General features: G+C 72.9%; 21 protein-coding genes. 12 read left to right on the forward strand and 9 right to left on the reverse strand.

The features are described from left to right. Window position 1: 1 nt before the first annotated feature. Window positions 2–790, reverse strand: coding sequence for a hypothetical protein (locus tag ACTYVM_RS17485; protein ID WP_445526772.1), 789 nt, complete (start codon window positions 788–790; stop codon window positions 2–4). A 249-nt stretch (window positions 791–1,039) separates the two neighbouring features. Then, window positions 1,040–2,506: a chlorohydrolase family protein gene (locus tag ACTYVM_RS17490; RefSeq protein WP_445526773.1), complete on the reverse strand. Its 1,467-nt coding sequence runs from the start codon at window positions 2,504–2,506 to the stop codon at window positions 1,040–1,042. A gap of 329 nt (window positions 2,507–2,835) precedes the next feature. On the opposite strand from ACTYVM_RS17490, the gene ACTYVM_RS17495 reads away from it, so the two are divergent. From ACTYVM_RS17495 to ACTYVM_RS17520, 6 genes are all read left to right on the forward strand, one after another. Next, a complete protein-coding gene (locus tag ACTYVM_RS17495) occupies window positions 2,836–3,852 on the forward strand; it encodes an ABC transporter permease (RefSeq protein ID WP_445526919.1) in 1,017 nt (338 codons plus the stop codon). A gap of 61 nt (window positions 3,853–3,913) precedes the next feature. After that, window positions 3,914–5,632 carry an ABC transporter substrate-binding protein gene (locus ACTYVM_RS17500; protein WP_445526774.1) on the forward strand — a complete coding sequence of 573 codons (1,719 nt, stop codon included), beginning with the start codon at window positions 3,914–3,916 and terminating at the stop codon, window positions 5,630–5,632. A 60-nt stretch (window positions 5,633–5,692) separates the two neighbouring features. Beyond that, a complete protein-coding gene (locus tag ACTYVM_RS17505) occupies window positions 5,693–6,694 on the forward strand; it encodes an ABC transporter permease (protein ID WP_445526775.1) in 1,002 nt (333 codons plus the stop codon). Beyond that, a complete protein-coding gene (locus tag ACTYVM_RS17510) occupies window positions 6,694–7,707 on the forward strand; it encodes an ABC transporter ATP-binding protein (RefSeq protein WP_445526776.1) in 1,014 nt (337 codons plus the stop codon). The genes ACTYVM_RS17505 and ACTYVM_RS17510 overlap by 1 nt, the downstream gene beginning before the upstream one ends. Beyond that, complete coding sequence (locus ACTYVM_RS17515) at window positions 7,704–8,705, forward strand: ABC transporter ATP-binding protein (RefSeq protein ID WP_445526777.1); 1,002 nt, start codon at window positions 7,704–7,706, stop codon at window positions 8,703–8,705. Before ACTYVM_RS17510 ends, ACTYVM_RS17515 begins: the two co-directional genes overlap by 4 nt. A 78-nt stretch (window positions 8,706–8,783) precedes the next feature. Continuing rightward, window positions 8,784–9,995 carry an amidohydrolase gene (locus ACTYVM_RS17520; protein WP_445526778.1) on the forward strand — a complete coding sequence of 404 codons (1,212 nt, stop codon included), beginning with the start codon at window positions 8,784–8,786 and terminating at the stop codon, window positions 9,993–9,995. A 72-nt stretch (window positions 9,996–10,067) separates the two neighbouring features. Here ACTYVM_RS17520 and ACTYVM_RS17525 read toward each other — a convergent pair whose 3' ends face one another. The 4 genes from ACTYVM_RS17525 to ACTYVM_RS17540 all read right to left on the reverse strand — a co-directional run bounded on the left by ACTYVM_RS17525 (window position 10,068) and on the right by ACTYVM_RS17540 (window position 16,167). Then, window positions 10,068–11,255: an amidohydrolase gene (locus ACTYVM_RS17525; RefSeq protein ID WP_445526779.1), complete on the reverse strand. Its 1,188-nt coding sequence runs from the start codon at window positions 11,253–11,255 to the stop codon at window positions 10,068–10,070. Window positions 11,256–11,305: 50 nt separating this feature from the next. Further along, window positions 11,306–11,944: a GntR family transcriptional regulator gene (locus ACTYVM_RS17530; RefSeq protein ID WP_445526780.1), complete on the reverse strand. Its 639-nt coding sequence runs from the start codon at window positions 11,942–11,944 to the stop codon at window positions 11,306–11,308. 41 nt (window positions 11,945–11,985) lie between these two features. Beyond that, window positions 11,986–15,129, reverse strand: a complete 3,144-nt coding sequence (locus ACTYVM_RS17535) for a sacsin N-terminal ATP-binding-like domain-containing protein (protein WP_445526781.1) — start codon at window positions 15,127–15,129, stop codon at window positions 11,986–11,988. A gap of 111 nt (window positions 15,130–15,240) precedes the next feature. Then, window positions 15,241–16,167 (reverse strand): DUF3027 domain-containing protein, encoded by a 927-nt coding sequence (locus tag ACTYVM_RS17540; protein ID WP_445526782.1) that lies wholly within the window; start codon window positions 16,165–16,167, stop codon window positions 15,241–15,243. A gap of 1,134 nt (window positions 16,168–17,301) precedes the next feature. Between ACTYVM_RS17540 and ACTYVM_RS17545 the strand changes: the two genes are divergently transcribed. The 4 genes from ACTYVM_RS17545 (at window position 17,302) to ACTYVM_RS17560 (ending at window position 20,894) form a co-directional block, all read left to right on the forward strand. Beyond that, window positions 17,302–18,735 (forward strand): MFS transporter, encoded by a 1,434-nt coding sequence (locus ACTYVM_RS17545; RefSeq protein ID WP_445526783.1) that lies wholly within the window; start codon window positions 17,302–17,304, stop codon window positions 18,733–18,735. A gap of 77 nt (window positions 18,736–18,812) precedes the next feature. After that, window positions 18,813–19,286 carry a DUF2771 domain-containing protein gene (locus ACTYVM_RS17550; RefSeq protein ID WP_445526784.1) on the forward strand — a complete coding sequence of 158 codons (474 nt, stop codon included), beginning with the start codon at window positions 18,813–18,815 and terminating at the stop codon, window positions 19,284–19,286. Then, a complete protein-coding gene (locus tag ACTYVM_RS17555; RefSeq protein WP_445526785.1) occupies window positions 19,256–20,020 on the forward strand; it encodes a futalosine hydrolase in 765 nt (254 codons plus the stop codon). The genes ACTYVM_RS17550 and ACTYVM_RS17555 overlap by 31 nt, the downstream gene beginning before the upstream one ends. Continuing rightward, complete coding sequence (locus tag ACTYVM_RS17560) at window positions 20,010–20,894, forward strand: 1,4-dihydroxy-6-naphtoate synthase (RefSeq protein ID WP_445526786.1); 885 nt, start codon at window positions 20,010–20,012, stop codon at window positions 20,892–20,894. Before ACTYVM_RS17555 ends, ACTYVM_RS17560 begins: the two co-directional genes overlap by 11 nt. A gap of 37 nt (window positions 20,895–20,931) precedes the next feature. Here the strand turns inward: ACTYVM_RS17560 and ACTYVM_RS17565 are convergent, their stop codons facing one another. Continuing rightward, the gene (locus tag ACTYVM_RS17565; protein ID WP_384177662.1) at window positions 20,932–21,315 is read right to left on the reverse strand and encodes a cold-shock protein; all 384 of its coding nucleotides are present in this window, start codon (window positions 21,313–21,315) and stop codon (window positions 20,932–20,934) included. 320 nt (window positions 21,316–21,635) lie between these two features. On the opposite strand from ACTYVM_RS17565, the gene ACTYVM_RS17570 reads away from it, so the two are divergent. Further along, a complete protein-coding gene (locus ACTYVM_RS17570; RefSeq protein WP_400035552.1) occupies window positions 21,636–21,887 on the forward strand; it encodes a hypothetical protein in 252 nt (83 codons plus the stop codon). A 20-nt stretch (window positions 21,888–21,907) separates the two neighbouring features. Here the strand turns inward: ACTYVM_RS17570 and ACTYVM_RS17575 are convergent, their stop codons facing one another. Both ACTYVM_RS17575 and ACTYVM_RS17580 read right to left on the reverse strand, forming a co-directional pair. After that, window positions 21,908–22,534: an HAD family hydrolase gene (locus tag ACTYVM_RS17575; protein ID WP_445526787.1), complete on the reverse strand. Its 627-nt coding sequence runs from the start codon at window positions 22,532–22,534 to the stop codon at window positions 21,908–21,910. Between the two features lie 155 nt (window positions 22,535–22,689). Further along, window positions 22,690–23,688 (reverse strand): hypothetical protein, encoded by a 999-nt coding sequence (locus tag ACTYVM_RS17580; protein WP_445526788.1) that lies wholly within the window; start codon window positions 23,686–23,688, stop codon window positions 22,690–22,692. 118 nt (window positions 23,689–23,806) lie between these two features. On the opposite strand from ACTYVM_RS17580, the gene ACTYVM_RS17585 reads away from it, so the two are divergent. Then, window positions 23,807–26,491, forward strand: coding sequence for a helicase-associated domain-containing protein (locus tag ACTYVM_RS17585; protein WP_445526789.1), 2,685 nt, complete (start codon window positions 23,807–23,809; stop codon window positions 26,489–26,491). Window positions 26,492–26,530 lie beyond the last annotated feature (39 nt).

Genomic DNA, 26,530 nt, shown 5'->3' on the forward strand with positions numbered 1-26,530 from the left:
TTTACTTCTTCACGCGGACCAGGTCGCCCGGGGCGTTGACCGCCGGGGTGTTGGAGGTGCCCGCGAAGCTGAAGCGGTAGTAGCCGTCGGCGGTGGCCTTCACGGTCGTCTTGAGGGCGCCCGTGGAGTTCGTCTTGACGGTCTTCAGCGTCTTGTAGGTGGTGGTGCCCTTCTTGCGAAACTGAAGCTTCACCGCCTGGCCGCTGTAGCCCGAGTACTTGCCGCTCTCCCAGTTGGCCCGGGACAGCTTCCCGATGACGGTGACGCTCTTACCCTTCTTCACCGGCTTGGGCTTGGCGCTGGTGGTCAGCTTGGACAACCGCTGGACGTTGGTGGAGCCGAGGTCGCCCTGCCAGGTCACGTTCTGGGCCTCGTCCACGGCGAGGGCGCCGGCCTTCCAGGCGCCGGCATCGGAGTTGAACAGGTCCTGGGCAGGGCGGATGTCGATGGTGGCCGTGCAGTTGAGGACCGTCGAGGACGCGGCCTTGCAGGTGCCGGGCTCGTCGCCGCCCTGGAAGCCGGTGGGCGAGGTGATCTTGGCGCCGCGGTAGAGGACCGGACCGGTGGCGAAGGTGTCGGGGTCGAGGTCCGCGGGGTGCGTCACGGTGTAGGTGACGGGGGCGGAGACCTTGCCCGTGGTGCCGACGACGATGTTCTTGCCCTTGTTCACCTTGACGTTCGAGAAGGTGACGGCCGGGCCGGGGGCACCGGCGGCGTGCGCGGCGGGCACGGCGAGGGCGGAAAGGGCCAGGGCGCCGGACACGGCTGCCACAGTGGCTCGTATACGCATACGTTTCCCCAGGTGGAGAAAGGGGGCTGGCGCCGGTCGTTCCTCGCGGTTCGTCTTCGGCGCGGGCCCAATGATCGGGGAGTCTGTTTGACTCACCCGATCAGATCCCTGATTCGTGAAGAAGGTTGCGCGGAAATCTGGATTTCTTGTGCGCGACCGGCGTCGACCGCGACCGCCCGCCGCCCTCCCGCGCCGAAGGGGAGGCTCAGCCGCGCCTGGAGGCCGGCCGAACCGGTGGTCCGGTGCCACTCACCTTCGCGGAAACACCGGCGGAAACAGTTCCTCCACCGTGCGCCGGCGGTGGTCGCGCTCCGGGTAGGCCGCGCGCATCGTGTCGAACAACTGCTGGCCGGTTCGCCTCAGGGCGGTGAGGTCGACGCCGGGGACGGAGCCGTCGCGCATGACCACCCTGCCCGCGACCATCGTCAGGACCGCGTCGCGGGCGGTGCCGTTGAGCACCAGGGTGCGCAGCGGGTCCTCGGTGACGCCCATACGGAAGTCGTCCAGGGTGAACGCCGCCAGGTCGGCAGCGGCCCCTGCGGCCAGCCGGCCGAGGTCCGGTCGGTGCAACGCGGTCGCTCCACCGGTCCACAGCGCGTCGAAGTAGCCCGCGAGGTGCCCCTGGCCCAGGTCGCCGGCCTGGAGCTTGGCCACCTGCGTGCCCATGTCGATCCCCCGGATCAAGTCCGGCGGAAAGGAGTCGGTGCCCAGGCACAGATTCACCCCCCGCGCCCGGTAGTCGCTGAACGTGTGGAGGTTGTGGGCGTATCGAGCGTTCGTCAGCGGACAGTGCACGATCGAGACGCCCGCGTCGGCCAGCACCGCGACATCCCCGGTGTCCCTGCCGAGTACGTCGGGGTGCACGTCCAGCACCACCCCGTGCGGAACGATCAGGCGGTCGGACAACAGCCCGGAATCAGCGATTAGTTGCAGCGGGGTACACCCGTGGGCGCACTGGATGTACTCGCGCTCCGACAGGCCCTGCAGGGCGTGCAGGCGCACCAGCGCGCCGCGCTCGTGCGCGGCCCGTGCGACGTCGCGAAGCAGATCGGGGAGCAGGGTCTCGATCCGGCACGGCAGCAGCACCCCGGTCACCAGGGGATCGGCGAGAGAGGCGGTGTGGTCCAGGAACCGCAGCGCCTCGGCCAGACCGCGCCGGCCGGCCTCCTCGTCGAACATCACGGTGCGCTCGCCGTCGGCGCCGATCACGTTCACCCCGGACCGGAACGAAGGCCCGAGGAAGCCGCGCAGACCCAGTCGCGAGGACACCTCGGCCATCGCCACGAAGTCCTCGTAGGTCTCCGCCCAGTCGCTGTGCACCTCGGAGGCGATCGGCATGTAACTGGTGATGCCGTGCAGGGCGAGCTGGACCAGCGCGTACTCGCGTACCGCGCGCCGTTGCGCGGCGTCGAACACCGCCCGGGGCGCGGCGAAGTACTCGGCCGACCAGACGAAGCCGGACGCCTGCTCCGGGGACGCCCAGGAGTCCAGGATCAAATGGTCGATGTCGGTGAGGGCGTCCAGATCGATCAGACCGGGGGTGACCACTGCGTCACCGAGGTCGATACGCAGGTCGGCCTGCCCCCGGTCGAGTTCGGCGCGGTCACCCACATCGACGATGGTGTCGCCGTCGATCAGCACGGCACCGTCCGGCACCTCCACGTGCGAGCGTCCGTCGTGGGCGATCACCCAGGAAGCAGTGACCAGGGTCTTCATCGACGCGCCTTCCAAATTTGGTACACCAACTGACTGAAATGGTCGTCCTGACCTCGAAAGCAGTCCATGTTTCCCGGGGCTCAGCAACGACTGGCCACGACTCGCGCAAACTTTTGCACAAGCCTGAAAGCGCGCCCCACAAGGGCTGATGCGCCACGCAACGACGGTGCGCCGGACCATGAACGAACCCTAGTAGAAATCGCGCTTTCGGTATACCGTTTCGGCCACCTCCCCGCCCCTCGATCACCAAAGGATCGGACGTGCCGGATCCGCATGAGCCGCCGAGTCCGCCGCGCCACGCCGACGCGCCGGAGCCCACCGACGGGCAGGTGGCCACTCTGCCTCCACCAGAACCCGCAACCGCAACCGCCGAGTCCAGGCCCGCCGCCGAGATAGCCACCGCGCGGTCCCTGCTGGGCACGGCGTGGCTACGGATCCGGCGCAGCCGGATCGCCATAACCGCCCTGATCGTGGTGGTCCTCATGGTGCTGTTCGCGATCCTGGCCCCCGTGCTGACGGCCATCGAAGGCTCGGACCCGTTCACCTCCCGGACGGGACCGGACTTCCTGGACGCCTTCTACTCACCGGGCCTCCCGCTGCCGTACTACCGCTACCCCTCCGGCGAGCACTGGCTCGGCCTCGAACCGGGTCTCGGGCGCGACATCTTCGCCCGCATGGCCTACGGCGCGAGGATCTCCCTGACCATCGCGCTGCTGTCCACGGTGGTGTCTGTGGTCCTGGGCACGGTGCTCGGCGCCGCCGCCGGATACTTCGGCGGCAAGATCGACATGGTGATCAGCCGGGTGATGGACCTGTTCCTGGCCTTCCCGCACCTGCTGCTGGTCCTGTCGCTGACCCCGATCATGCAGTCCCGGCTGCGTGACACCGCCCTCGACTCGGGGAGCCTGGTACCGATCGCCTCTCTGGTGATCATCCTCGGCTTCTTCGGCTGGGCCTACCTGGCCCGAGTCGTGCGGGGCCAGGTGCTCTCGATCCGGGAGCAGGAGTTCGTCGAGGCCGCCCAGGCCTACGGGGCCTCGCACCGGAGCATCATCCTGCGGCAGATCATCCCGAACGTGATGGGCGTCGTGCTGGTCTACGCGACCATGATGATCCCCACCAACATCACCGCAGAGGCGGCCCTGTCCTTCCTCGGGGTCGGGGTCAAGGACCCCACACCCTCCTGGGGCCAGATGCTCAACGCGGCCCAGGCAGGCAACTGGTACCTGTCCGACCCGTGGTTCCTGGCCGTCCCGGCCGGCGCACTGGTGATCACCGTGCTCGCGTTCAACCTGCTCGGCGACGCGGTCCGGGACGCGCTGGACCCCAAGTCCTCCCGAAGCTGACCTCCCCGGCGCGCCGTCCTCCCCCGACGCGCCAGCCCCATCCTTCCCTCAAGGAGCCCCAGTGAAACGAAGCACCATGGCGGCGATCGCCCTGACGGTGAGCGCCGGGCTGACCCTCACCGCCTGCGGCGGATCCAAGCCCACCCCCGGTTCCGGCTCAGGACCCAGAGCCGACGCCTACGCGCCGGTCGTGATCGGAAAGGACTACACCGGCAAGGGCGGGAACATCAACGTCCTGATGTCCTCGGACTTCCAGACGCTGGACCCCGGCAACAGCAACTACGTGCAGACCGCCAACGTGGGGCAGCTCTACTACCGCACCCTCACCATGGCCAAGGAGACGGCCGGCAAGCCGCCGACCATCGTGCCGGACCTCGCCACCGACCTGGGCAAGCCCTCCGCCGACGGCCTCACCTGGACCTACACCCTGAAGAAGGGGCTGAAGTTCGAGGACGGCACGCCGATCACCAGCAAGGACATCAAGTACGGGGTCGAGCGCACCTACGCCCGCGACGTCTACACCCAGGCACCGCAGGAGCTGAACGCCGCCCTGGCCGACGACGGCTACAAGGGCCCGTACACCGGCGGTGACTTCAAGGGGATCGACACCCCGGACGACCGCACCGTCGTCTTCCACCTCAAGCAGCCGTTCGCCGAGTTCCCCGCCCTGGTCTCCCGGTCGAACACGGCACCGGTGCCGAAGGCCAAGGACACCAAGCTCGACTACACCAACCACCCCGTCTCGTCGGGCCCGTACAAGATCAAGTCGTACGACCGCGGCCGCTCGATGAAGCTTGTCCGCAACGACCAGTGGAACCCGTCCACCGACCCCAACCGGGCCGCCCTGCCGGATACGTTCACCTTCACCCTGTCCACCGCCCAGGCGACCATCAGCCAGCAGCTCATAGCCGACTCGGACCCGACGGCCGTCACCCTGGACAGCAACGGCGGCCTCCAGGCGTCCGACGCCGCCGAGCTGAACAAGCCCGACGTCAAGAACCGCACCGCCGGCGGCCTGCTGGGCTGCACGGACGTGCTGGACTTCAACACCGAGACGATCAAGGACCCGCAGGTTCGCAAGGCACTCGCGCTGGCCATCGACCGCAGCGCCGTCCAGGTGCAGTACGGCGGCGAGCGGTTCGGCAAGCTGGCCCAGTCGTACATCAACCCGGCCCAGCGCGGATACGTCGAGCAGCACACCGACCTCGACCCGACGGGCAAGCCGAAGCTGAACGAGGCCAAGAAGCTCCTGGCGGGCAGGACGGTCCCCAAGAAGCTGGTGTACGGCTACGCCGACGCCAACCCCCGCTACAAGAACGTCGGCACCGTGCTGCAGCAGAACTTCAAGCAGCTCGGCATCGATCTCCAGTTGCGCCCCATCCCGACCGCCAACTACTACACCGTGCTGGCCGGTGACCAGATGCCGGACATCGCCCGCAGCGGCTGGTGCGGCGGCGCGGACAGCGGCTCGGTGCGCACCACCGTCGACCCCAACCTGGGCCCGAGCGTGGACGGCAGGACCTACGGCTTCTCCAACATCCCGCGCTACTACGACCCGAAGATCTCCCGCGCGATGTACGAGCTGCGCGGCACCAACGGGTCCAGCGAGGAGCTCGGCAAGAAGTGGGCGACCCTGTTCGACCAGGCCATGCAGACCTACCCCCTGGTTCCGCTGGTGCGCAGCTACACCAACAGCGTGGTCGGCTCCAAGGTCCGTAACGCGCAGGTGGGTTACTTCTTCGGCGGCATCGACCTGTCCATCATCGGCGTCCAGCACTGAGCACCCGTCACAAGAAGAGGTAGAAACGGTGAGTCCATCCCGAGCCGACGGGTCGCGCCCATGACCAGATTTCTGACGCGGCGCTTCGTCGCGATGATCGTGCTGCTGTTCGTCATCAGCTTCGTGACGTTCAGCCTGTTCCAACTGGGCCCGGCCGACCCGGCCGCGGCGGCCTGCGGTCAGGAGTGCACTCCGCAGCGCATCGCCGAGGCCCGAATCGCACTCGGGATGGACAAGCCGTTCCTCACCCAGTACTTCGACTACATGTCAGGCCTGGTGGGCAGCCGCCACGTCGGCGCGCCGGGCAGCCAGACGCTGTGCTCCTGGCCGTGTCTGGGCAAGTCGTTCCAGACCAACGAGGACGTCACGGCGATCATCGGGCGGGCCCTGCCCTACACCCTGTCGGTGGCCAGCGGCGCGATCGTGCTGTGGAGCGTCGTCGGCGTCGGTCTCGGCCTGCTGGCGGCGCTGCGCAAGGGCCGGTTCGCCGACAAGCTCGTCGTCGGCGCCGCCTCGGTCGGAGTGTCCCTGCCCATTCCGGTGACCGGCCTGCTGCTGCTCCTGTTCTTCGTCAGCACGCTGCATCTGCTGCCGTTCACCACCAACGCGATCACCTCGCCCTTCGGCGACGCGGGTCCGGGCGGCTGGTTCCTGAACTATCTGCTGCCCTGGGTGGCGCTGGCGGTGCTGTTCAGCGCCCAGTACATCCGCGTCACCCGCAGCAACATGCTGGAGACCCTCGGAGAGGACTTCATGCGCACCGCGCGCTCCAAGGGCCTGTCCCGGGCGAGCATCGTGTTCAAGCACGGCGCGCGGGCCGGCATCACCCCGGTCGTCACCATGCTCGGCCTCGACATCGGCACCCTGCTGGGCGGCGCCGTGCTCACCGAGCAGATCTTCTCGGTGCCGGGTGTCGGATTCACCGCGGTGCACGCCGCCCAGTCCGGCGACCTGCCGGTCACCATGGCCATCACCATGATGGCCGCGTTCTTCATCATCGTCGCGAACGTCGTGGTCGACGCCACCTACGCCGTGATCGACCCGCGAGTGAGGGTTGCCTGATGACCACCCCCGAAGCCGCGCCCATGCTGGACATCCGCGATCTACGGGTGAGTTTCCCGACCGACGACGGCGTCGTGCACGCGGTCAACGGGATGGACCTGACCCTGGCGCGCGGGGAGACCGTCGGCATCGTCGGCGAGTCCGGCTCCGGCAAGACCGTGACGAGCCAGGCCCTGATGGGGCTGCTCAAGGACACCTCCGCCACGGTCACCGGGCAGATCCTCCTGGACGGCAAGGACCTCAACCCGCTGACCGAGGCGCAGATGCGCGCCTACCGCGGCAAGAAGATCGCGATGATCTTCCAGGACCCGCTGTCGGCGATGCACCCCTTCTATCCCGTCGGCGCGCAGATCGCCGAGGCCTACCGGGTGCACAACGCCGTCTCCAAGAAGGCCGCGGCGGCGGTCGCCGTCGACATGCTCGGCCGGGTCGGGATCCCCGACCCGGGACGCCGCTACTCGGCCTACCCGCACGAGTTCTCCGGCGGTATGCGGCAGCGCGCGATGATCGCCATGGCGCTGGTCTGCGAACCCGAACTGCTGATCGCCGACGAGCCCACCACCGCTCTCGACGTCACCGTGCAGGCCCAGATCCTCGACCTGCTGAGCGAACTCCAGGCCGAGACCGGGTCCTCGGTGATCCTGGTGACCCATGACCTCGGCGTGGTCGCCGAGGTCTGCCACCAGGTCGTGGTGATGTACGGCGGGGTGTGCGTCGAGCAGGCGACCGTCGCCGACCTGTTCAACGACCCCCGGCACCCGTACACCCAGGGGCTGCTGGCCTCGATGCCGTCGCTGGCGGGGAGGTCCGAACGGCTCAGCCCGATCCCGGGCTTCCCGCCGTCGCTGCTGGCGCTGCCCGAGGGCTGTCTGTTCGCGGACCGCTGCCCGAAGACCCACCTGGTGCCCGACGGCGCCTGCGGCACCCACCGGCCGGAGCTGACCGGCCCCGTCGGGCACCCGTCGCGGTGCCACCTGCAGACCCTGGAACCGGCCAAAGAGGTGGTCCGATGACGCCGCTGCTGGAGGTCACCGACCTCACCAAGCACTTCCCGATCCGCTCCGGCGCCTTCCGGTCCGCCGGCGGTGTGATCAAGGCCGTCGACGGGGTCACCTTCTCGGTCGGGGCCGGGCAGACCCTCGGCCTGGTGGGAGAGTCCGGCTGCGGCAAGTCGACCACCGGCCGACTGCTCATGCGGCTCCTTGAGCCCTCCTCCGGGAGCATCCGGCTCGACGGCCAGGAGATCTCCGAACTGCGGCGGTCGAACCTCCAGGAGTACCGGCGCCGGGTGCAGATGGTGTTCCAGAACCCGTCGTCCTCGCTCAACCCGCGCCAGTCCGTGGGCAGTGCAATCGCCGCCCCGCTGCTGGCCCAGGGCATCACGCTGCCCGGCGGCGTCAAGGCCAGGGTGCGCGACCTCATGGATCGGGTGGGGCTGCGCCCCGACCACTACAACCGCTTCCCGCACGAGTTCTCCGGCGGCCAGAAGCAGCGCGTGGGCATCGCCCGTGCGCTCGCCCTCGATCCGGAGCTGATCATCTGCGACGAACCGGTGTCCGCGCTGGACGTCTCCGTGCAGGCCCAGGTGATTAATCTGCTGGAGGACATCCAGCGGGACACCGGGGTGGCGTACCTCTTCATCGCCCACGACCTGTCCGTGGTCAAGCACTTCGCCGACCGCATCGCGGTGATGTACCTGGGCCGGATCATGGAACAGGGTGACACCGAGGAGGTGTTCGGCACTCCGCGGCACCCCTACACCCGGGCGCTGCTGTCCGCCGTACCGCAGCCGGACCCGGCGGCCGACCGCAGCGGGCGGATCCGGCTGTCCGGCGATCTGCCCAGCCCGGCCGACCCGCCCCGGGGCTGCGTCTTCCAGTCCCGGTGCCCGGTGCATCCGCGCCTCGACCCACAGCGCCGTGAGCTGTGCACCGGCAGTGTGCCGAGCGGCGACATCGCCTGCCATCACATCGACGTCGCCGCCGAGGCCCTGGCCACGACGGCCGGATGAGCCGTGCCGCGTCCGGTGAACCGCCGTACCGCGCAACAGAACCGCGCAACAGAACCGCGCAACAGAGAGGTGACAACCGTGTTGATCCGTGACGTCCGCCCGTGGGGTGGGGAGCGCAGCGACGTCGAACTGTCCGGGGGGCGTATCGCGGCGATCCGCCCGCACGATCCGGCCGCACAGCCGGCCGGCGAGGTGGTCGAGGGTCGCGGCCGGCTGCTGCTGCCGTCGTTCAGCGACGTGCACGTGCACCTGGACTCGACCCGGATCGGACTGCCGTTCCGGCCGCACACCGGCGGCCCTGGCGTCTGGACGATGATGCTCAACGACCGGCGGAACTGGCGCACCGCCGAGGTCCCCCTCGATGAGCGGGTGGCCGGCACGCTGGAGCGGATGATCGCCCGCGGGACCACCCGGGTGCGGTCGTACGCCCAGGTGGACGTGGACTGCAAGCTGGAGAAGTTCGACGCCGTGCTGGCAGCAAAGGAGAAGTTCGCCGGTCTGGCCGAAGTCCAGATCATGACGTTCCCGCAGGCGGGCATCCTGCGCGAGAAGGGCACCGTCGAGTATCTGGAGGCCTCGCTGAAGGCGGGCGCCGAGGTGATCGGCGGCATCGACCCCTGCTCCCTCGACCGGGATCCCAAGGGGCACCTGGACGTCGTGTTCGGGCTGGCCGAGAAGTACCAGGTCGAGGTGGACATCCACCTGCACGAGCCGGGTCATCTCGGGGTGTTCTCCACCGATCTGGTGCTCGAACGCACCCGGGCACTGGGCATGCAGGGCAAGGTCACGATGTCCCACGCCTACCAGCTCGGTTCGGTCTCCGAATCGGTGAGCCGCCGTATCATCGACGACTTCGCCGAGCTGGACGTCGCGATGGCGACCGTGGCACCGCCGGACCGCGGCCAGCTCTCACTGGTGGAGCTGACGGAGGCGGGCGTCCGGGTGGGCCTGGGCGAGGACGGCCAGCGCGACTACTGGAGCCCCTACGGCAACTGCGACATGCTCGACCGCACCTGGCAGCTGGCGTTCACCAACAACTTCCGCCGGGACGAACTGATCGAGATGTCGCTGGCGGTCGCGTCCATCGGCGGCGCCTCGATCATGAGCCATGACGTCGCCCGGCTCGCCGGGGTCGCCGACCGGCCCGGTCTGGCCGTCGGCAACCGTGCCGACCTGCTGCTGGTCGACGGCGAGACGCCGGCCAGCGCGGTGATGGACCGCGGCACCGACCGCACCGTCCTGCACGACGGCGTCGTCGTCGCCGACCGACTGGCCCTGGTACGGCGCTGAGCCCATGAACGCCTTGGCCCTGAGAGGTGGGAACCTCTCAGGGCCATACGCCTGGACCAGCAGCTCACCGCCCTAGACCAGCAGCTCACCGCCCTGGACCACCACTCGCCCACCGGACATCACGAGTTCACGGCGAGGGGCCCGCATCAGAGCGTCCTGCACGTTCTCGGCGTCGACCAGCACGATGTCCGCGGGTGCGCCCGCCGCAAGGTCGTGGACGCCCCGGTGCACGAAGCCCGCCGCGCGGGTGGTGGCGAGCTCCACCGCGTAGCCGAGATCCTCGTCGGTCCGCAGGCCGTGGAGCCGCGCGAAGTCCAGGGCCACGCGCAGCAGATCACCGTCGCCGAACGGCGACCACAGGTCCCGGATCCCGTCAGTGCCCAGACCCACCGGCATCCCCCGGTCCCGCATCCCGCGCCAGGGCAGCGGCGCCGTGCGCACCGGCGCGACCGTCGACCAGGAGACACCGGCGTCGGCCAGGTCGTCGAGCATGTCGGACTGGCGGCTCGCCGGCAGCTCCCCGAGGGCAAAGCCGTGGGAGACGTTGACCTTCCCCCGCAGCCCCGCACGACGGGTGCGGTCGGCGATGAGCTCGAACTGGAAGGCGCCCAGCTCACCCCCGTCGTGCAGGTGGATGTCGATACCGACCCCGCGCCGCTCGGCGATCTCGAACAGCCCGTCGAGCTGCTTCACCGGATCGCGGTCGATCGCTGCCGGGTCGAGTCCGCCGATACTGGTCGCACCGCCGGCCGCCGCCTGGTCCAGCAGGTCCAGGACGCCGGGCCGGCGGATCACCCCGTCCTGCGGGAACGCGACGATCTCCACCTCGATCGCGCCGCCGAGTGCCTGAGCCGCCTCGCGGACGGCGTCGATCCCCCGCAGGCCGACTCCGAGGTCGACGTCGACGTGGCTGCGCACCGCGGTGACGCCGTGCCGCAGGAACTCCCTCAGCACCGTGAGGCTGTTGGCCACGCTGGGAATGCCGAGCGCGTCCCGCTCGGCTCGTTCGTGCGCGATGCGTCCCGCGGTGGTGGGCTCGCCCCCGTAGGACACCCACGGGCGGCCCCACCAGCTCTTGTCCACGTGGGCGTGCGCGTTGATGAAGCCGGGCAGGGCGAGCAGCCCGCCGCCGTCCACCCGCTCGCCGGGTTCGCCCGCGGCACCGGCAGGTACCAGATCGCGGATCTCCCCGCCGGAGACCAGGACATCGACAGCCTTCCCGCCCCGGGGCCGGACATTGGTCAATATCAGATCAGCCATTCAAAAATGGTATACCGAAAATCCCGCGACCGGACTCCCGACCGCCGGAATCACTCGCTGTGGGCAGCGATCGCCTGCCGGCTGTTCTCCAGGTGCCCGGCGACCAGTTCCTCGACGAGCACGACGTCCCGGTCCACGATGGCGGCGTACAGGGCCTCGTGCTCCTGGGCGATCGCCATGAGGTCGTCGTGCTGCCCCAGCAGCCACCGCATCCGGCTGCTGAAGGTGCTCGCCAGCTCGCTCAGCAACTCATTGGCGGCCATCGAGGTGACCGTCTCGTGGAAGTCCGCCGCCGCACGGTGGGCGCGCACGGCGTCCCCCTCGCGGGCGGCATCCAGCTCTTCCTCCAGATTGGAGCGCAGCCGGTCGAGGCCGGCGCGGTTGCGCCGCTGGGCGGCGAGCCGGAAGGTCAGCGCCTCCAGGGCCCCGCGGACCTCGTTCAGATCCGCGATGTCCGACGGCGTGAACTCCCGCACGACCGCCCACGTCCGCGGCCTCGGCGTGACCAGCCCCTCGGCGACGAGCACACGCAGGGCGTCGCGGACGGGCACCCTGCTCACTCCCATCTGTGCCGCCAGGTCCCGTTCGACGAGCTTGCTCCCGGGCTTGCGCACACCATCGAGAATGTCATCCCGGAGCTGCCGGGTGACCCGCTCGGACTCCGGCACGAACTCCCCAGACGCTGCCATGCGCACAGTGTCCCACGGGAGGGGCAATTCGGTATACAGATTCAGTCGAACCAGCGGTCCCGGGCCAGTTCCTCCGTCCGGGAGGGGTCCTCCAGGAGTGCCGCGACCTCGAAGCGGCGCGGCCACTGGCCCGCCGCCCAGGCCAGGCCGGCGGCCACGCCCTCCAGGGTGGCCGCGTGCAGGACACCGTCGGAGGTCAGCCGCCAGTCCAGCTCGGTCCCGTCGACGACCAGTTCCTCGTGTTCGACGTAGGTCCGGGGGGTGCGCGGGCCGAGCAGGACCCGTACCGGCTCGGGGACGTCGTGCTCGGTGCCCTCGGAGTCGACCTCTCCGGTGACGGACTCGCTCAGCCTCCGCACCTGGAACAGCTCGGCCAACTCGGCGGCCAGCGCGGGCCGTACGGGCAGCAGCGGCACACCCCCGGTGAACGGCAGCAGGTCCGGGGAGTCGCACACCACGGCGTCGGCGGCGTCCACGACCTCCACCCGGCCGTCCACCACGGCCCGCACCTCGTCCGGCAGGGTCACCTGTTCCGGGTCGAGTTCGGCCAGCGCGCCGTACAGGGCGTGCAGTTGGGCGGAGGTCACGGGACGCTCCGCGTCGGCGAGCCGTTCCAGCAGCTCCGCGGCGCCGCCCGGCTCCTCGAGCAGCGCGGCGACGCTCGTGCGCACGCCGAGCGCCCGCAGCACCTGCTCGTCGTCGAAGCCGGAGGCGTCGGCCTCCTCGTACAGGCCGCGCAGCAGCGGGTCGGAACCGGCGGCGCGCAGACCGGCCGGGCGGCGCCCGCCGAGCACCGGGTGCCCGCGCAGCCACCAGGCGGTGTACGGCCGGACGATCTCGTGGGTGCCGTCGGGCAGCAGGATCCGCACCGGCTGGGTGAGCGCGTCCCGCAGCGGCGGCCGGGCGAGCAGCGCGAGCGCCTGGGGCCAGTGGTCGTCGTCGACGAGGTCCAGGTCGCGCACGGCGACGATCTCGGTGGCGACCGGCGGCACGGGCGTGTCCGGGAACCGGTCGAGCAGGTCCTCGCACCACACGTCGACCGCGTCGAGGAGCCCGGGGTCGTCCGGCCCGGGGAAGTCCCCTTCGCGTGGCTCGAGTTCGTCGGGGTCGAGCACGACGTCCGTGGCCCGCACCAGGGCGAAGTCCGCCAGCACACCGCACGCGGCGAGCGGCTGCTCACCCCACCTTCCAGCCAGTTCGGCGTCCACGGCCGGGAGTTCGTCCTCGCGGATGAGCCGGGCGAACGGGCTGCCGGGGAGGACGAGTTCACCGGCCGGGGCGAGTTCGCCGTCCTCGTCGGGCAGGGCGAGCGCGCCGAGCCAGGGCTCGTCGCCGGGTTCGAGTCCGGCGTCCCGGACCAGCGCGAGGACGGTGTCGGCGAGTTCCTCGGCGTCCGGGGTGTCCTCGTCCCATCCGCCGGTGTCCTCGTCGAGGGAGGCGGCGACGGCGGCCCGCACCTGCGGGGTGGTGAGCACGGCCCGCGGCGTCGCGGGCAGGGCGCCGAGCTTCTCCAGGAGGGGATGGACGGCATCCGGATGGGCCACCTTCAGGCCGAGCCGGGCGAGCGTCTCCGGGTCGGTGAGGGCGGCGCCGGCGACGGGCAGCAGGACCTGCCGGGGCCCGATGGTGGTCCGGCTGTCGGCCAGCGGCACGGGCAGCCCGGAGAGCCGGTCGGGGTCGACACCCGCGAGGCTGTCGTACAGCCGCCGCCACCAGCCGGGCTCCTTCTCCAGGCCGGCCAGCCGGTCGACGGCGTCGGTCAGCGGCAGCCGGGCCACGCCCAGCGTGCGCAGCTCCACGCGCCGTTCGAGTCCGGCGGGCAGCAGGGTGGGCAGCACCTCGGCGAGGACGCGCACGGTGTCGGCGCCCGCGCCCTCGACCACCTCGGCGTCCCGGGGGCGGAGGGACTCGGGCAGGTCGGGGTCGTGCTCCCCGGGTGCGGTGGCGGGCGGCAGGAAGGAGGTGCGCGGCAGCCGGTCGAGGATGGCCTGCCGCAGCGCGCCGTCCAGTTCGCCCTTGCCCAGGGGTCCTGGCACGAGGCCGATGACGCCCTCGGTCACGGGCCGCCAGTCGGAGAGGAGTTCGGCGTAGGCGTCGGCCGCGCGCTGCACGAGGAAGTCGGTGAGCGGTCCTGGCGCGGTGTGGCGGCGGGTGCTGTCCAGCGGGAACGAGGCGATGAGCAGGGCCGGCACGCCGAGCGGTTCGTCGCTGGGGGTGGGGGCGTGGACGACGGCGCTGGTGCGGGGGGCTGCCGGGGTGCCGTCGGCGTCCACGGGGACGGCCCAGGTGACCGACCAGTGCGGGCGCAGGCGCTCCTCGACCGGGCGGTCGGCGAGGAGGTCCGGGGTGAGCGGGCCGTGTGCGCCCGCGGTGCGCCAGCGGGTCGTGCCGGTGGGGGTCCCCCCGCTCGAGTGGGGGAGGGTGTCCTCCACGACCGTCAGGGCGCCCTCGGTGCGGCGGCGCAGGGTGCGCGGTGCGGCGTCGCCGATCTCGACCACGACCTCCTCGAGCCCGGGCAGGGCGAGGAGCAGGGCGTCGTCGACGGCGTGCAGGAGACGTTCGGCGAGGTCGGCGGCGGCCGCGTCGCGCAGGCGCAGGATGACGACCGTGTCGTAGGGGTCGGGCGCGGTGCCCTCGGCGGCGAACGGCAGCCGCAGCAGCGGTACGTGTCCTTCGCGGCGGCGGATCTCGTCGCCGAGGCCGGGGCTGTGCCGGGCGGTCTCCTCCGCCAGCGCGCGGGCCTCGGCCAGCGACCAGCGGACACCGCCGTGCCGGCCGACGACGGCGGGCTCGTCGGTGACGGCGAGGACGGCGGCGAAGCCGACGCCGAACCGGCCGACGGCGCTGTCGCGGGCGTCGCGCTTGGCGGAGGCGCGGAGCGTGGCCAGCGACTCCACACCGGCCGCGTCGAGCGGGGCGCCGGTGTTGGCGGCGAGCAGCACGTCGTCGCGCAGGGTGAGCCGCAGCCGGCCGGGCACGCCCGCGCGGGCGGCGGCGTCGGCGGCGTTCTGCGCCAGCTCGACGACGAGCCGGTCCCGGTAGCCGCCGAGGACGAGGTCCTCCTCCGCGTTGGCGTCCTCGCGGAACCGGGCCGGGCTGGTGGCCCAGGCGTCCAGCACACCGCGCCGCAGGCGCGCGGTCCCGAACGGGTCGCCTCCGGCGGACGGCTGCACCAACATGCTCACGTTCACTCTCCTCATCGGCGTGACCCCGAAGGTACCGCGCGGGGGAGAGGCCGTTCGCTCGGCGGACGGAAGGACCGGTTCCGACCGGTCGCCGGCCGGGACGGGCCCGTCCTAGGAGTGCCCCAGCTCGGCGGTCTCGTCGTCCCCGGTCACCGGCACCGAGCCGGAGTCCTGGGCCGGACGCAGCGGGAAGGGGTCCACCCGCGTCTCGTCGATCACCGGCGGGGCCGGCTGCGGGGGCTTGGGCATCACGGCGGCCTCGGAGTGGCCGCCGCAGCCGTACGTCAGGGAGACCACGCGGCCGTCGGCCGGGGAGAACTCGTTCGCGCACACGCCGAAGGCCTGGCCGAGGGAACCGCCCATCGGCACCAGGAAGCCGCAGCTCACGCAGGCCGCCGGGGCCGCCTGGGCCATCGGGGTCTTCGCGCCGAAGCCCTCCTCCCAGCGGTCGGCGGCGACGTGCAGCCCGTAGCGGGACAGGACGCGGGCGCGGCGCATGCCCAGTTCCTCGGCGACCGCGGAGATCGAGCCGCGGGACGGGACGGTGGGGAGGTTCCTCGGCGGGCCCGCCGTGACCTCGGCGTCCTCCGCCTCGGCCAGACTGGCCATCTCCTCGGAGACCGCGGCGTTCGGCGCGGGCTCCTCCTCGCCAAAGTAGCCGGGCTCCAGGCGGAGGTCCTCGGCGTCGGTGGGCAGCAGGTCGCCGGGGCCCATGTCGCCCGGGCGCAGGCGCTCGCTCCACGGCACCCACTCGGGCGCGAGCAGCGCGTCCGGGCCGGGCAGCAGGACGACCTCGTCCAGGGTGACGACCTTGGCGCGCGAGGCGCGGGCCACGGTGACGGCCCAGCGCCAGCCGCGGTATCCGAACTCCTTGCACTCGAAGAAGTGCGTGACGACCCGGTCGCCCTCGGAGAGCACTCCCGTGTGCTCGCCGACGACACCGGGCGCGGCCGCCTCCTCGGCCGCGGCCCGGGCGAGGTCGACGGCCTCGGCGCACAGGCGGTCGGGGGTGCGGCTTCGCGTGGTCGCTGCGCTCACAGGTATCGCTTCTCTCCTACGCCGTCTTTCGGGTGCGCCGGCCTGAAGGCGGCGGGGCGGACGGAGCGGACCCTGGGACCGCGTCGACGTCCGCGCCCGGTCGCGCTCGGGCGCACCTACGTCATCCATTCTGCGGTATGCCCGTAAGGCGCGCGGTCGAGTACGTTCGCCACGGCGCGCTACGCACGCTACCTTCTCGTCGCCGTTCGGCCTACACCGACGGTGGCTTCACCGCGCCGCGCCAGAACTTTCCCACCCACGTCAACGCCCGACCGCCCCTACCGCCGAGCCCCGCGGGGCGCTCCCGGGCGCGACCGTCCCTTGGACAAGCCACCACGATCACACCCGCCCCGGCAGCGACAGCAGCGGCACTGCCATGGGCGAGCAAGATCACGCCCGCTCCCGGCAGCCGCCCTGCCCGCCACCGCCCCGGCCCACCGGGACCGGTGCCCGGGCAGGCGGCCCCGACGACGCCGCGTGGCGGCGGCAGGCGCCGGAGCGATACGGCGGCCGCCTCTCGCGCACGCGACCAGGGTGGGGGCGGGCCCCGGGGGCGGGGACAGGCCCGGGGGCGGGCCCCCGGGCAGGTCGGGGGCGGGGCGAGCCCCGGAGGGCGGGGACAGGCCCCGGGGGGACGGGCCCCTGGAGGGCCCGGGACGAGAACAGGCCCCGGGGCGGGACGAGCCGGAGGGCAGGGACAGGCACGGGCCGCGGGGACTCGCCCACCCCGGTCCGGACGAGTCCGTGGCGAGACCGCGCTCACGGGCCCCTCCGGGGCCTGAGCGGGCCGGTCGGGGCCGGAACGGGCCCAGGGGACAGACACAGGCCCGGAGCGGCCGAGACGCGCCCACCCCGGGCCGGACGAGTCCGCGCCGAAGGCCGCGCTCACCGGCCCTCCCCGGCCCGAACGGGTCCACACCCCGGCCGGAACGGACCCAGGGAGCAGACACAGGCCCGGAGCGGCCGAGACGCGCCCACCCCCGGCCAGACGAGTCCGCGCCGAAGGCCGCGCTCACGGGCCCCCGGGGCCTGGGTGGGTCGGTCGGGGCCGGGTGGGTGCCTCGGGGGTGTCTGGTTGGTCGCATCCGTGCCGCCGTGGCGCTACCGGCACCTTTTCCGGGGCAGTATGACGGGGTGGCAGCCGCGAGGACGCCCCCGGGAACCGCCGGCGTCGGTGGGGACAAGGGGGTCAAGGGGAGCAGTCGGGGCCGCGGTTCGGGCCGGTTCGGCGGGTCCGTCCGCGCGGTCGGGCGTGCCCTGCATCTGCCCGTGACCGGCACCGTCCGCGGCATCCGCAGGGCGACCAACGCCCACGGCGCCGGCGAGTCCGGGCTCGGCCGGCTGATCGAGCTGCACGCGGTGAACGGCGCCGGCGACGTCATGATCACCGTGGCGCTCGCCTCCACCGTCTTCTTCTCCGTGCCCACCGACGAGGCCCGCGGCCGGGTCGCGCTGTACCTCGCCATCACCATGGCGCCCTTCACGGTCCTCGCGCCCGTGATCGGCCCGCTGCTCGACCGCCTCCCGCACGGCCGCCGCGCCGCGATGGCGGCCGCGATGCTGGCCCGGGCGCTGCTCGCGCTGATCATCGCGGGCGCCGCGGCCAGCGGCAGCCTGGAGCTGTACCCGGCGGCGCTCGGCGTGCTGGTCGCCTCGAAGGCGTACGGCGTGGTCAGGAGCGCCGTCGTACCCCGGCTGCTGCCACCGCGGTTCTCCCTGGTGAAGGCGAACTCGCGGGTGACCCTCGGCGGGCTGCTCGCCACCGGCGTGGCCGCGCCCGTCGGCGCGGGCCTCCAGGTCCTCGGCCCGCGCTGGCCGCTCTACGGCGCCTTCGTGATCTTCATCGCCGGAACGTTCCTGTCGTTCGCCCTGCCGCCGAAGGTCGACTCGGCCAAGGGCGAGGACCGGGCGCTGCTCACCGCGGACGAGCAGCACCTGCGCGGCGCGCGCCGCACACGGCTGAAACGTCCCGGCCTGCGCACCGTCGGCACGGCCGTCACCCACGCCCTCGCCGCGAACGCGGCCCTGCGCTGCCTGTCCGGCTTCCTGATCTTCTTCCTCGCCTTCCTGCTCCGTGAGCACCCGCTGACCGGCGAGAGCGCGGCGGTCTCGCTGGGCATCGTCGGCGTCGCGGCGGGCGCGGGCAACGCGCTGGGCACGGCGGTCGGGGCCTGGCTGAGATCGCGCGCGCCGGAGATCATCATCGTGACCGTCGTCGCCATCGTCCTGGGCGCGGCGGTCACGGCCGCGGTCTTCTTCGGCGCGTTCCTGGTGGCCTGCCTGGCCGCGGTCGCGGGCTTCGGGCAGGCGCTGGCCAAGCTGTCCCTGGACGCGCTGATCCAGCGGGACGTGCCCGAACCGGTGCGGACGTCGGCGTTCGCCCGCTCCGAGACGCTGCTCCAGGTGGCCTGGGTGCTCGGCGGCGCGATCGGCATCGTGCTGCCGCTCAACGGCGTGCTGGGCCTGTCGGTGGGCGCCGGGCTCGTGGCGGCCGGCTGGCTGCCCACCGTCCGCGGTCTGCTGGCCTCGGCCCGGCACGGTGGCGCCCCGCGCCCCCGGGTGGCGTGAGGCGCGCACCGCGGCCGAGTGCCACGCCCGCACCCCCGCGTGGGCGGGCAGGCGGGCGCGCCCTATAGCCTTCGGCCATGACCACGCTGCATTCCGCCGTGCGACGCCGCCGCGCCGTCGCCGCTGCCGGCGCCGTTTCCGCCGGACTGCTCGTCCTGTCGGCCTGTTCCAAGCCGACCCCGCTGTCCACGATCACCGTCGGCACTACCTCGGTGAGTTCGGAAGCCAACTGCTACAACGACGGCAACGCGCTCAAGACCGCGGACCTGGCCAAGTGCCTCAAGTCCAAGGACATCAAGACCGTCAAGGTCGACCCGGACGACACCGTGCGCTTCGGCGTCGACCCGAAGATCGCGGAGACGGGCTGGACCATCCTGATGAACGGTCAGCCGCTGACCGACTCCAGCACCAAGACCTACCGCACGATCCCGGGCAGCGTCTTCTTCAACGCCCAGTACGGCGCCAGCGGCAACTCGACGCTGGTCTCCATCAAGGAGGGCGAGAAGGACGTGCGAGGTCTGTGGTCCTTCAAGCTGACGAAGGAATCCTGACCACGTCCTCGCCGCGCGTCCTCGTCGCCACCGCCGTCCCCGCCGAACGGGACGCGGTGGCGCGGGCGTTCCCCGGGCCCGTGACCGAGGCGCCGCTGCGGCCGCTGCCCGAAGCGACCGTGTGCCGGGTCCCCGGGCCGCCCGCCGTCGACCTGGTCGCCGCCGGAGTCGGCCCCGCCCTCGCCGCCGCGACCACCGCCTCCGCCCTGACCGCCGCCGCGCTCGCCGGCACCCCCTACGACCTCGTCGTCTCGGCCGGTATCGCCGGCGGCTTCGCACCCCACGCGCCGGTCGGCTCGCTCGTCGTCGCCGACGAGATCACCGCCGCCGACCTGGGCGCCGAGACCGGCGAGGGATTCCTGCCGGTGACCGAACTCGGCTTCGGCACCGTCACCCACCGTCCGCCCGAAGCGCTCGTACGGGCGATCGCGGCCGCCGCCTCGGCCCGTACCGGCACGGTGCTGACCGTCTCCACGGTGACCGGCACCGCCGCCCGCGCCGACGCCCTGCGCGCCCGCCACCCCGGCGCCCTGGCCGAGGCCATGGAGGGGTTCGCCGTCGCCGAGGCGGCCGCCGCGCACCGCGTCCCGGTACTGGAGGTGCGCGCGGTCTCCAACCCCGTCGGCCCCCGCGACCGCGCCGCCTGGCGCATCGGCGACGCCCTGACCGCCCTGACCGAGGGTTTCGGGAAGCTCGCGCCCGTCCTCACGAGTTGGAACCCACATGAGCCCTGACAGCAGCCGACTGCGGATCGCCTACTCCCCCTGCCCCAACGACACCTTCGTCTTCGACGCGCTCGCCCACGGCCGTGTCCCCGGTGCGCCCGCGCTCGACGTCACCTTCGCGGACATCGACATCACCAACGGCATGGCCGAACGCGGCGAGCTGGACGTGCTGAAGGTGTCCTACGCCGTGCTGCCGTACGTCCTCGGCGAGTACGCGCTGCTGCCCTGCGGCGGCGCGCTGGGCCGGGGCTGCGGGCCCCTGGTGCTCACGAGGGAGCCGGGGGCCGGGGGCGCCTCCCACGCTTTCGGCAGTGGGGGACTCGCGGGCCGCACGGTCGCGGTGCCGAGCGAGAAGTCGACGGCGTACCTGCTGTTCCGCCTGTGGGCCGCGGAGGTCGTCCCCGGTGGGGTGGGCGAGATCGTGGTCATGCCGTTCCACGAGATCATGCCGGCCGTGCGGGACGGGAAGGTCGACGCCGGTCTGGTGATCCACGAGGCGCGGTTCACCTACCAGGACTACGGCCTGCACAAGCTCGCCGACATGGGCGAGCACTGGGAGCACCTCACGGGGCTGCCGATCCCGCTCGGCGCGATCATCGCCAGGCGGTCGCTGGGCGAGCGGGCGCTGACGGAGCTCGCCGACGCGATCCGCGCGTCGGTGCGCGCGGCCTGGGACGACCCGGAGGCCTCCCGGCCGTACGTCATGGAGCACGCCCAGGAGATGGACCCGGCCGTCGCCGACCAGCACATCGGGCTGTACGTCAACGAGTTCACCGCCGGCCTCGGCGAGGACGGCTACGCGGCGGTCCGCGGGCTGCTCACGCGTGCGGCGGCCGAGGGGCTCGTACCGCCCCTCGGCCCGGACGCGCTCGCTTTTCCCTGAGGTATTTCAGATGCGCCGACCCGGTCGGGTCGGCGGGTCACACGTCCAGTTGGTCGGCGACCGCGCGCAGCAGCCCGGCGACGTTCTTGCCGGACGTCTTGTCGGGGTAGCGGCCGCGCTCCAGGGTCTGCGCGACGCCCTCCAGAAGGGTGGTCAGGTCCTGCACGATGGACGCCAGCTCGTCCGGCTTCTTGCGCTGGGCGGCGGCGACCGACGGGGTCGGCTCCAGGAGCGTCACGGAGAGGGCCTGGTCACCGCGCTGGCCCGCGACCACCCCGAACTCCACCCGCTGCCCCGGCTTGAGCGTGTCCACTCCGGCGGGAAGCACCGAGGAGTGGACGAAGACGTCGCCGCCGTCGTCGCGGGAGAGGAAGCCGAAGCCCTTCTCAGCGTTGAACCATTTGACCTTGCCGGTAGGCAAAGCACGCACCCCATCTCACCGGTCAGCCGAACCACAGTTGCCGCAGGTCAGGCTATCTAGCGCTCGCTCGTGCCTGCCGTTGCCCCGAAGCCTCCCCAGCTCTTTACCCCCCGTCAAGCCCGCCCACTCCAGTCGGCCGAACCTGGCCGATCGGCGTGGGTGCGCTCTCTCGGGGATGAGGGAGACAGGGGATATCTCAGCACATGAGGGGGCGGCTCCGGCAACCCGAATTCGCGGAGAGTGACGACACCGGGACAGTGCCCCGCCCCGCGCCGTCCGGGTCTCTCGGCACCCGCTCACCGGGAACTATCCTTGGTGGGGTGCGTGACAACACCCGAACGAATTCCGCCACGGCCGGTGACCGGCTGGTCCGTGCGGGCGCCATCGTCTTCTTCATCGGCGCCCTGGCCACCGCGGTGACGGTGGCACCGCTGTTCCTCGGCGCGAAGCCCTTCCCGACCTACATGTTCGGACTGAGCATGCTGATGGGCGTCGGCTTCCTGATCGCCGCCGCGGGCGTGCTCCGGTCGGTCGCGGCGGGCCGCCGCCAGGCGCGCGGCGACTCCCGCTAGGGCCTGTTTCGCAACAGGCCCTAACGACCGAGGAGCGCGCGGTTGGCCGAGAGCCAGTCCGGGAACGCGGTCAGATCCGCGAGCACGGCATCCGCGCCCGCCGCCCGCAGTTCCCCCTCGTCGCACGGTCCCGTGGCCACCGCCACCGACAGCGCGCCGGCCGCACGGGCGCCCCGCACGTCCCCGACGTGATCGCCGACGTACACCCGGGCGCCGTACTCGCGCAGCGCCTCGGCCTTCTGCTCGGCCCACAGGTCGCCGATCACCGCGTCCGGCTCGATGCCCAGGTGCTCCAGGTGCAGCTTGGCGTTCGGCTCGTACTTGGCGGTGACGACGATCGCCCGCCCGCCGTCCCGCCGCACGGCCTCGATCGCCTCGCGGGCGCCGGTCAGCGCGGGCGTGGCGGAGACGGCGATCGCCGGGTACAGCTCCCGGTACAGGTCCCCCACCGCCTCCACCCGCTCGGCCGGGAACCAGTTGACCAGCTCCTCCGCGAGGGGCGGACCGAGCCGCGTGACCGCCAGGTCGGCGTCGATGTACGTCCCCGTCCGCTCGGAGAGCTCCAGGTAGCAGGCGCGGATGCCGGGGCGCGAGTCGATGAGGGTCATGTCGAGGTCGAAGCCGACGGTCAGCGGGCGAGAGGTCATACGGGCCATTCTGCCCAGGGGCCCCGGCCACGAGACCTCCGGCCCGTGTGACGTACGACCGCCTCCGGCCCGTGAGGTGTACGCCCCTCTCCGGCACCTCCGGCGCCGCGCACGCGACCGCTCGGGCGCGACGGCCTCCGCCGCCGCGGGCGCGCCTACTTCCGCCGCTGCGAGCGCCACACCAGGAACAGCGCCGACAGCACGGCCGCGGCCCGCACCACCCACGGCCAGGTCTGGGCGACCGCGTCGTTCATGTGGCCCTCGGTGATGGGGGTGCCCCACTGGTCGTCGGTACGGCCCCACAGCCAGACCGCTCCCGCGGCGAGCGCCAGGCCGGGCATGCCCACGACGGCCCACTTGGACTCCGTCGGGGTCAGCCGACGGGAGGCGTAGGCGATGACCCAGCCGATCAGCAGCGCGTACCAGTTGCCCAGGACCGCGCCGACGACCAGCAGCCCGGCCGCGAGCAGCAGCAGCGGATTGCTCCGGCCCGTCAGCAACGAGGGCAGCGCGAGACGCCGGCGCCCGGCGGGCGCGTCCGGCCCGGCCGCCTCCACCGCCTCCGCGGCACCGGCCGCCCCGGGCGCGGGCTCCGCCTTCGCGGGCTCCTTCGCCGGCGGGGGCTTGAGCAGTTCCGGGATCTCCACCCCGCCCAGGAACCCGGGCACGTCGTCGCCGATCCCCGACGGGCCCCGCTCCACGCGCCACCACTCGGAGCCGCCCCCCGGGCCGCCGAGCTCGTCGGCGCTCGCCAGGTGCGGCGGGGACGGACCGTCGGACGGCACGAAGCCCGGCTGCGGCTCCGTCGGACGCGGCCGCGGTACGACCTTGCGGAGCAGCCCCTTCGAGCGCGGCTGCTCCGCCTCCGGTTCACGCTGCGCGGGCACGGCCGGGGCCGCCGCCCACGATCCGCCCCCGCCCGTGCTGGTGCCGTCCGCGGCCGCGACGACGTCGTCGGGGCTGCCGAGCCCGTCGAGGATGCGGCGGACCGCGGCGGGAGTGTCGGCGGTGGTCGTGGCGCGGCGCCGGTCGATCTCGTTACGCAACTCCGCGACCAGGCGCATCCGTGTGGCCGAGGACAGCTGGCGTTGCTGAGCGACGTCGCCGACGCGGCTCAGATACTCGTAGACGACCTGCTCGCTCTCGATCCCCACGACGCCCCTCCGGGGTGGCTGGCCGATGACCCCGTCGGACGAAGGTACCGTCTCCCGCGCGGTGCCCGGTGCCGCGGTACGGGGCCTGTCGCGACACACACCCGGTACCGTGAATCGGATGAGCAGCGATGAGAAACAGGCGGCCCCGCGTTCGCTCGCGGAAGCGCTCCGCGCGCGCGACGACGCCTCCCTGGCCGCGCTTCTGCGCAGCCGCCCCGACCTCATCACCCCGGTCCCGACCGACCTCACCCAGCTCGCCACCCGCGCCGGGACCCGCGCCTCCGTGGTCCGCGCCCTGGAGCGGCTGGACCGCTTCGCCCAGCAGACGGCCCAGGCCCTCGTGGTGGCCGGTGACCCGGCCACGTACGACGAACTGCTCGGCCTGATGGCCTCCGACGCCCGGGATCCCGTCGTCGCCGCCGCGCTGCCCCGCGCCCTGGGCACCCTGCGCGAGCAGGCCCTCGTCTGGGGCGCCGACGACCGGCTGCGCCTGGTGCGCACGGCCCGCGAGCTGCTCGCGCCGTCGCCTCAGCACCCGTCCCCGACCGGGCTCGGACCGACGGTGCGGGAGGCCACGGCGGGCATGTCGCCGGGGCGCATCCAGGAGATCGTGGCGACGGCCGGGCTGCCCTCGACCCACGACTCCGTCTCCGCCGTCGCCGCGCTCACCGGCCTGTTCACCGACCGCGAGCGGATGTCGGAACTGCTCGCCGGGTTGCCCGCCGACTCCCTCGAGGTGCTGGAACGCCTGGTGTGGGGACCGCCCTACGGCCAGGTCACCGCCGACCCGGCGCCGCGTCTGCGCCGGCTCCTCGACCGCGGGCTGCTGCTGCCCACCGCGCCCGGGACCGTCGTCCTCCCCCGCGAGGCGGCCCTGCACCTGCGCGCGGGCCGCGCCCACCGCGCACCCGAGCCGGTGCCGCCGGCCGTGGAGGCGGCCGCGACCCACCGTCCTCAGATGGTGGACGCGACGGCCGCCGGACAGGCGTACACCGCCCTGGCCACCGTCGAGGAACTGCTGCGGGACTGGGACGAGGGCGGCCCGGCCGTGCTGCGCGCGGGCGGACTGAGCGTGCGCGACCTCAAGCGCACCGCCGTCGCCCTGGACGTACCCGAGCCGGTGGCCGCCTTCTGGGTCGAACTCGCCTACGCGGCCGGGCTGATCGCGTCCGACGGCGAGGCGGACGAACGGTACGCGGCGACTCCGGCCTACGACGAGTGGCTGGAGCGGCCCGCGGCCGAACGCTGGACCCGCCTCGCGTCGGTCTGGCTGGCGGCCACGCGGACCGCGGGACTGGCCGGCGGACGGGACGCCAAGGACCGGACGCTGTCGGCGCTCGGCCCCGGCCTCGACCGCTCGGCGGCGCCGGAGGTGCGCCACCGGGTGCTCGCCCTGCTCGCCGGGCTGCCGCAGGGCGCCGCACCGGACGCCGAGTCGGTGCTCGCCCGGCTGCGCTGGGAGCACCCGCCGCGCACACCGCGGCAGGAGGACGACCTGCGTGACCGCCTCGCCCGGTGGACGCTGTCCGAGGCGGAACTCCTCGGTGTCACGGGCCGGGGCGCGCTGTCCGCGCACGGGCGCGCGCTGCTCGGCGCGTCCGCACCGGCTCCCGCGGGTCCCGCGGCTCCCTCGGAGACGGAGTCCGCGCCCGGGAGGAGCCCCGCGGGGGAGGGCGGGCACAGGCCCGCCGCACCCGGAAAGGCGGCCACGGACACGGGCGGGACCACACCCGCGAGCCCCGGGGACAAGCTGCCCGTCCACAAGCACCACCGGCCGGACGGAACGCCCGGCACCCCCGCACCCCCGTCCCCGACCACGCCGCTCTCCCCCGTCGTTCCGCCCGCCCCCGCCTCCGCCGCCGAACAGGCCGCCGCGGCCCGCCTCCTCGCCCCGCTCCTGCCCGAGCCCCTGGACCACGTCCTGCTCCAGGCGGACCTGACCGCGGTCGCGCCCGGGCCCCTGCGGCGTCCGCTCGCCGAGACGCTGGGCGTGCTCGCGGACGTCGAGTCCAAGGGCGGCGCGACCGTCTACCGGTTCACGCCCGCGTCCGTACGCCGCGCCCTGGACGCCGGCCACACCGCCACCGACCTGCACGCCTTCCTCACCGCGCACTCCCGTACGCCGGTGCCGCAGCCGCTGGCGTACCTGATCGACGACGTGGCCCGCCGGCACGGGCATCTGCGGGTCGGCGCGGCCTCGGCGTACGTGCGCTGCGACGACGACGCGCTGCTGAACGAGATCCTCGCCGACAAGCGGTCCGCCGGGCTGCGCCTGCGCCGCCTCGCGCCGACCGTGCTGGCCGCGCAGGCCGACCCGGCCGCCCTCCTGGAGGGCCTGCGCGCGATGGGCTACGCACCGGCCGCCGAATCCGCGGCGGGCGACGTCCTCGTCACCCGCGCGCACTCCCACCGCACCCCGCCGCGCACCGCCCCCGACCCGGTCCCGGACGGCCCGCCCGCCCCGGACGCCACGCTGCTGTCCGCCGCGATCCGCGCGATCCGCGCGGGCGACCTGGCCACCACCGCCCCGCGCAAGCCGACCGCGGCCACGCGGGAGGACGGCGAACTGCCCCGCACCGGCTCCGCCGAGACCCTCGCCACCATGCAGGCCGCCGTCCTCACCGGCGAGGCCCTGTGGATCGGCTACGTCAACGCCGAGGGCACCGCCAGCCAGCGCGTCATCGCGCCGATCCGGGTCGAGGGCGGCTTCGTCACCGCGTACGACCACACCGCGGACGAGGTCCGCACCTACCCGCTGCACCGGGTCACCGGGGTCGCCGAACTCGCGGACGACCCGGCGTGATCCGCCCCGGATAGGGCACACTGGACGTTTGACCACACG

This window comes from Streptomyces cyslabdanicus, from assembly GCF_052663305.1.

What these genes read in the sequence shown, in the direction of transcription:
- ACTYVM_RS17505 (WP_445526775.1), top strand. Translation starts at nt 5,693, where the DNA reads ATGACCAGATTTCTGACGCGGCGCTTCGTCGCGATGATCGTGCTGCTG.
- ACTYVM_RS17510 (WP_445526776.1), top strand. Translation starts at nt 6,694, where the DNA reads ATGACCACCCCCGAAGCCGCGCCCATGCTGGACATCCGCGATCTACGG.
- ACTYVM_RS17560 (WP_445526786.1), top strand. Translation starts at nt 20,010, where the DNA reads ATGAGCCCTGACAGCAGCCGACTGCGGATCGCCTACTCCCCCTGCCCC.
- ACTYVM_RS17550 (WP_445526784.1), top strand. Translation starts at nt 18,813, where the DNA reads ATGACCACGCTGCATTCCGCCGTGCGACGCCGCCGCGCCGTCGCCGCT.
- ACTYVM_RS17575 (WP_445526787.1), bottom strand. Translation starts at nt 22,534, where the DNA reads ATGACCTCTCGCCCGCTGACCGTCGGCTTCGACCTCGACATGACCCTC.
- ACTYVM_RS17490 (WP_445526773.1), bottom strand. Translation starts at nt 2,506, where the DNA reads ATGAAGACCCTGGTCACTGCTTCCTGGGTGATCGCCCACGACGGACGC.
- ACTYVM_RS17585 (WP_445526789.1), top strand. Translation starts at nt 23,807, where the DNA reads ATGAGCAGCGATGAGAAACAGGCGGCCCCGCGTTCGCTCGCGGAAGCG.
- ACTYVM_RS17515 (WP_445526777.1), top strand. Translation starts at nt 7,704, where the DNA reads ATGACGCCGCTGCTGGAGGTCACCGACCTCACCAAGCACTTCCCGATC.
- ACTYVM_RS17485 (WP_445526772.1), bottom strand. Translation starts at nt 790, where the DNA reads ATGCGTATACGAGCCACTGTGGCAGCCGTGTCCGGCGCCCTGGCCCTT.
- ACTYVM_RS17525 (WP_445526779.1), bottom strand. Translation starts at nt 11,255, where the DNA reads ATGGCTGATCTGATATTGACCAATGTCCGGCCCCGGGGCGGGAAGGCT.
- ACTYVM_RS17530 (WP_445526780.1), bottom strand. Translation starts at nt 11,944, where the DNA reads ATGGCAGCGTCTGGGGAGTTCGTGCCGGAGTCCGAGCGGGTCACCCGG.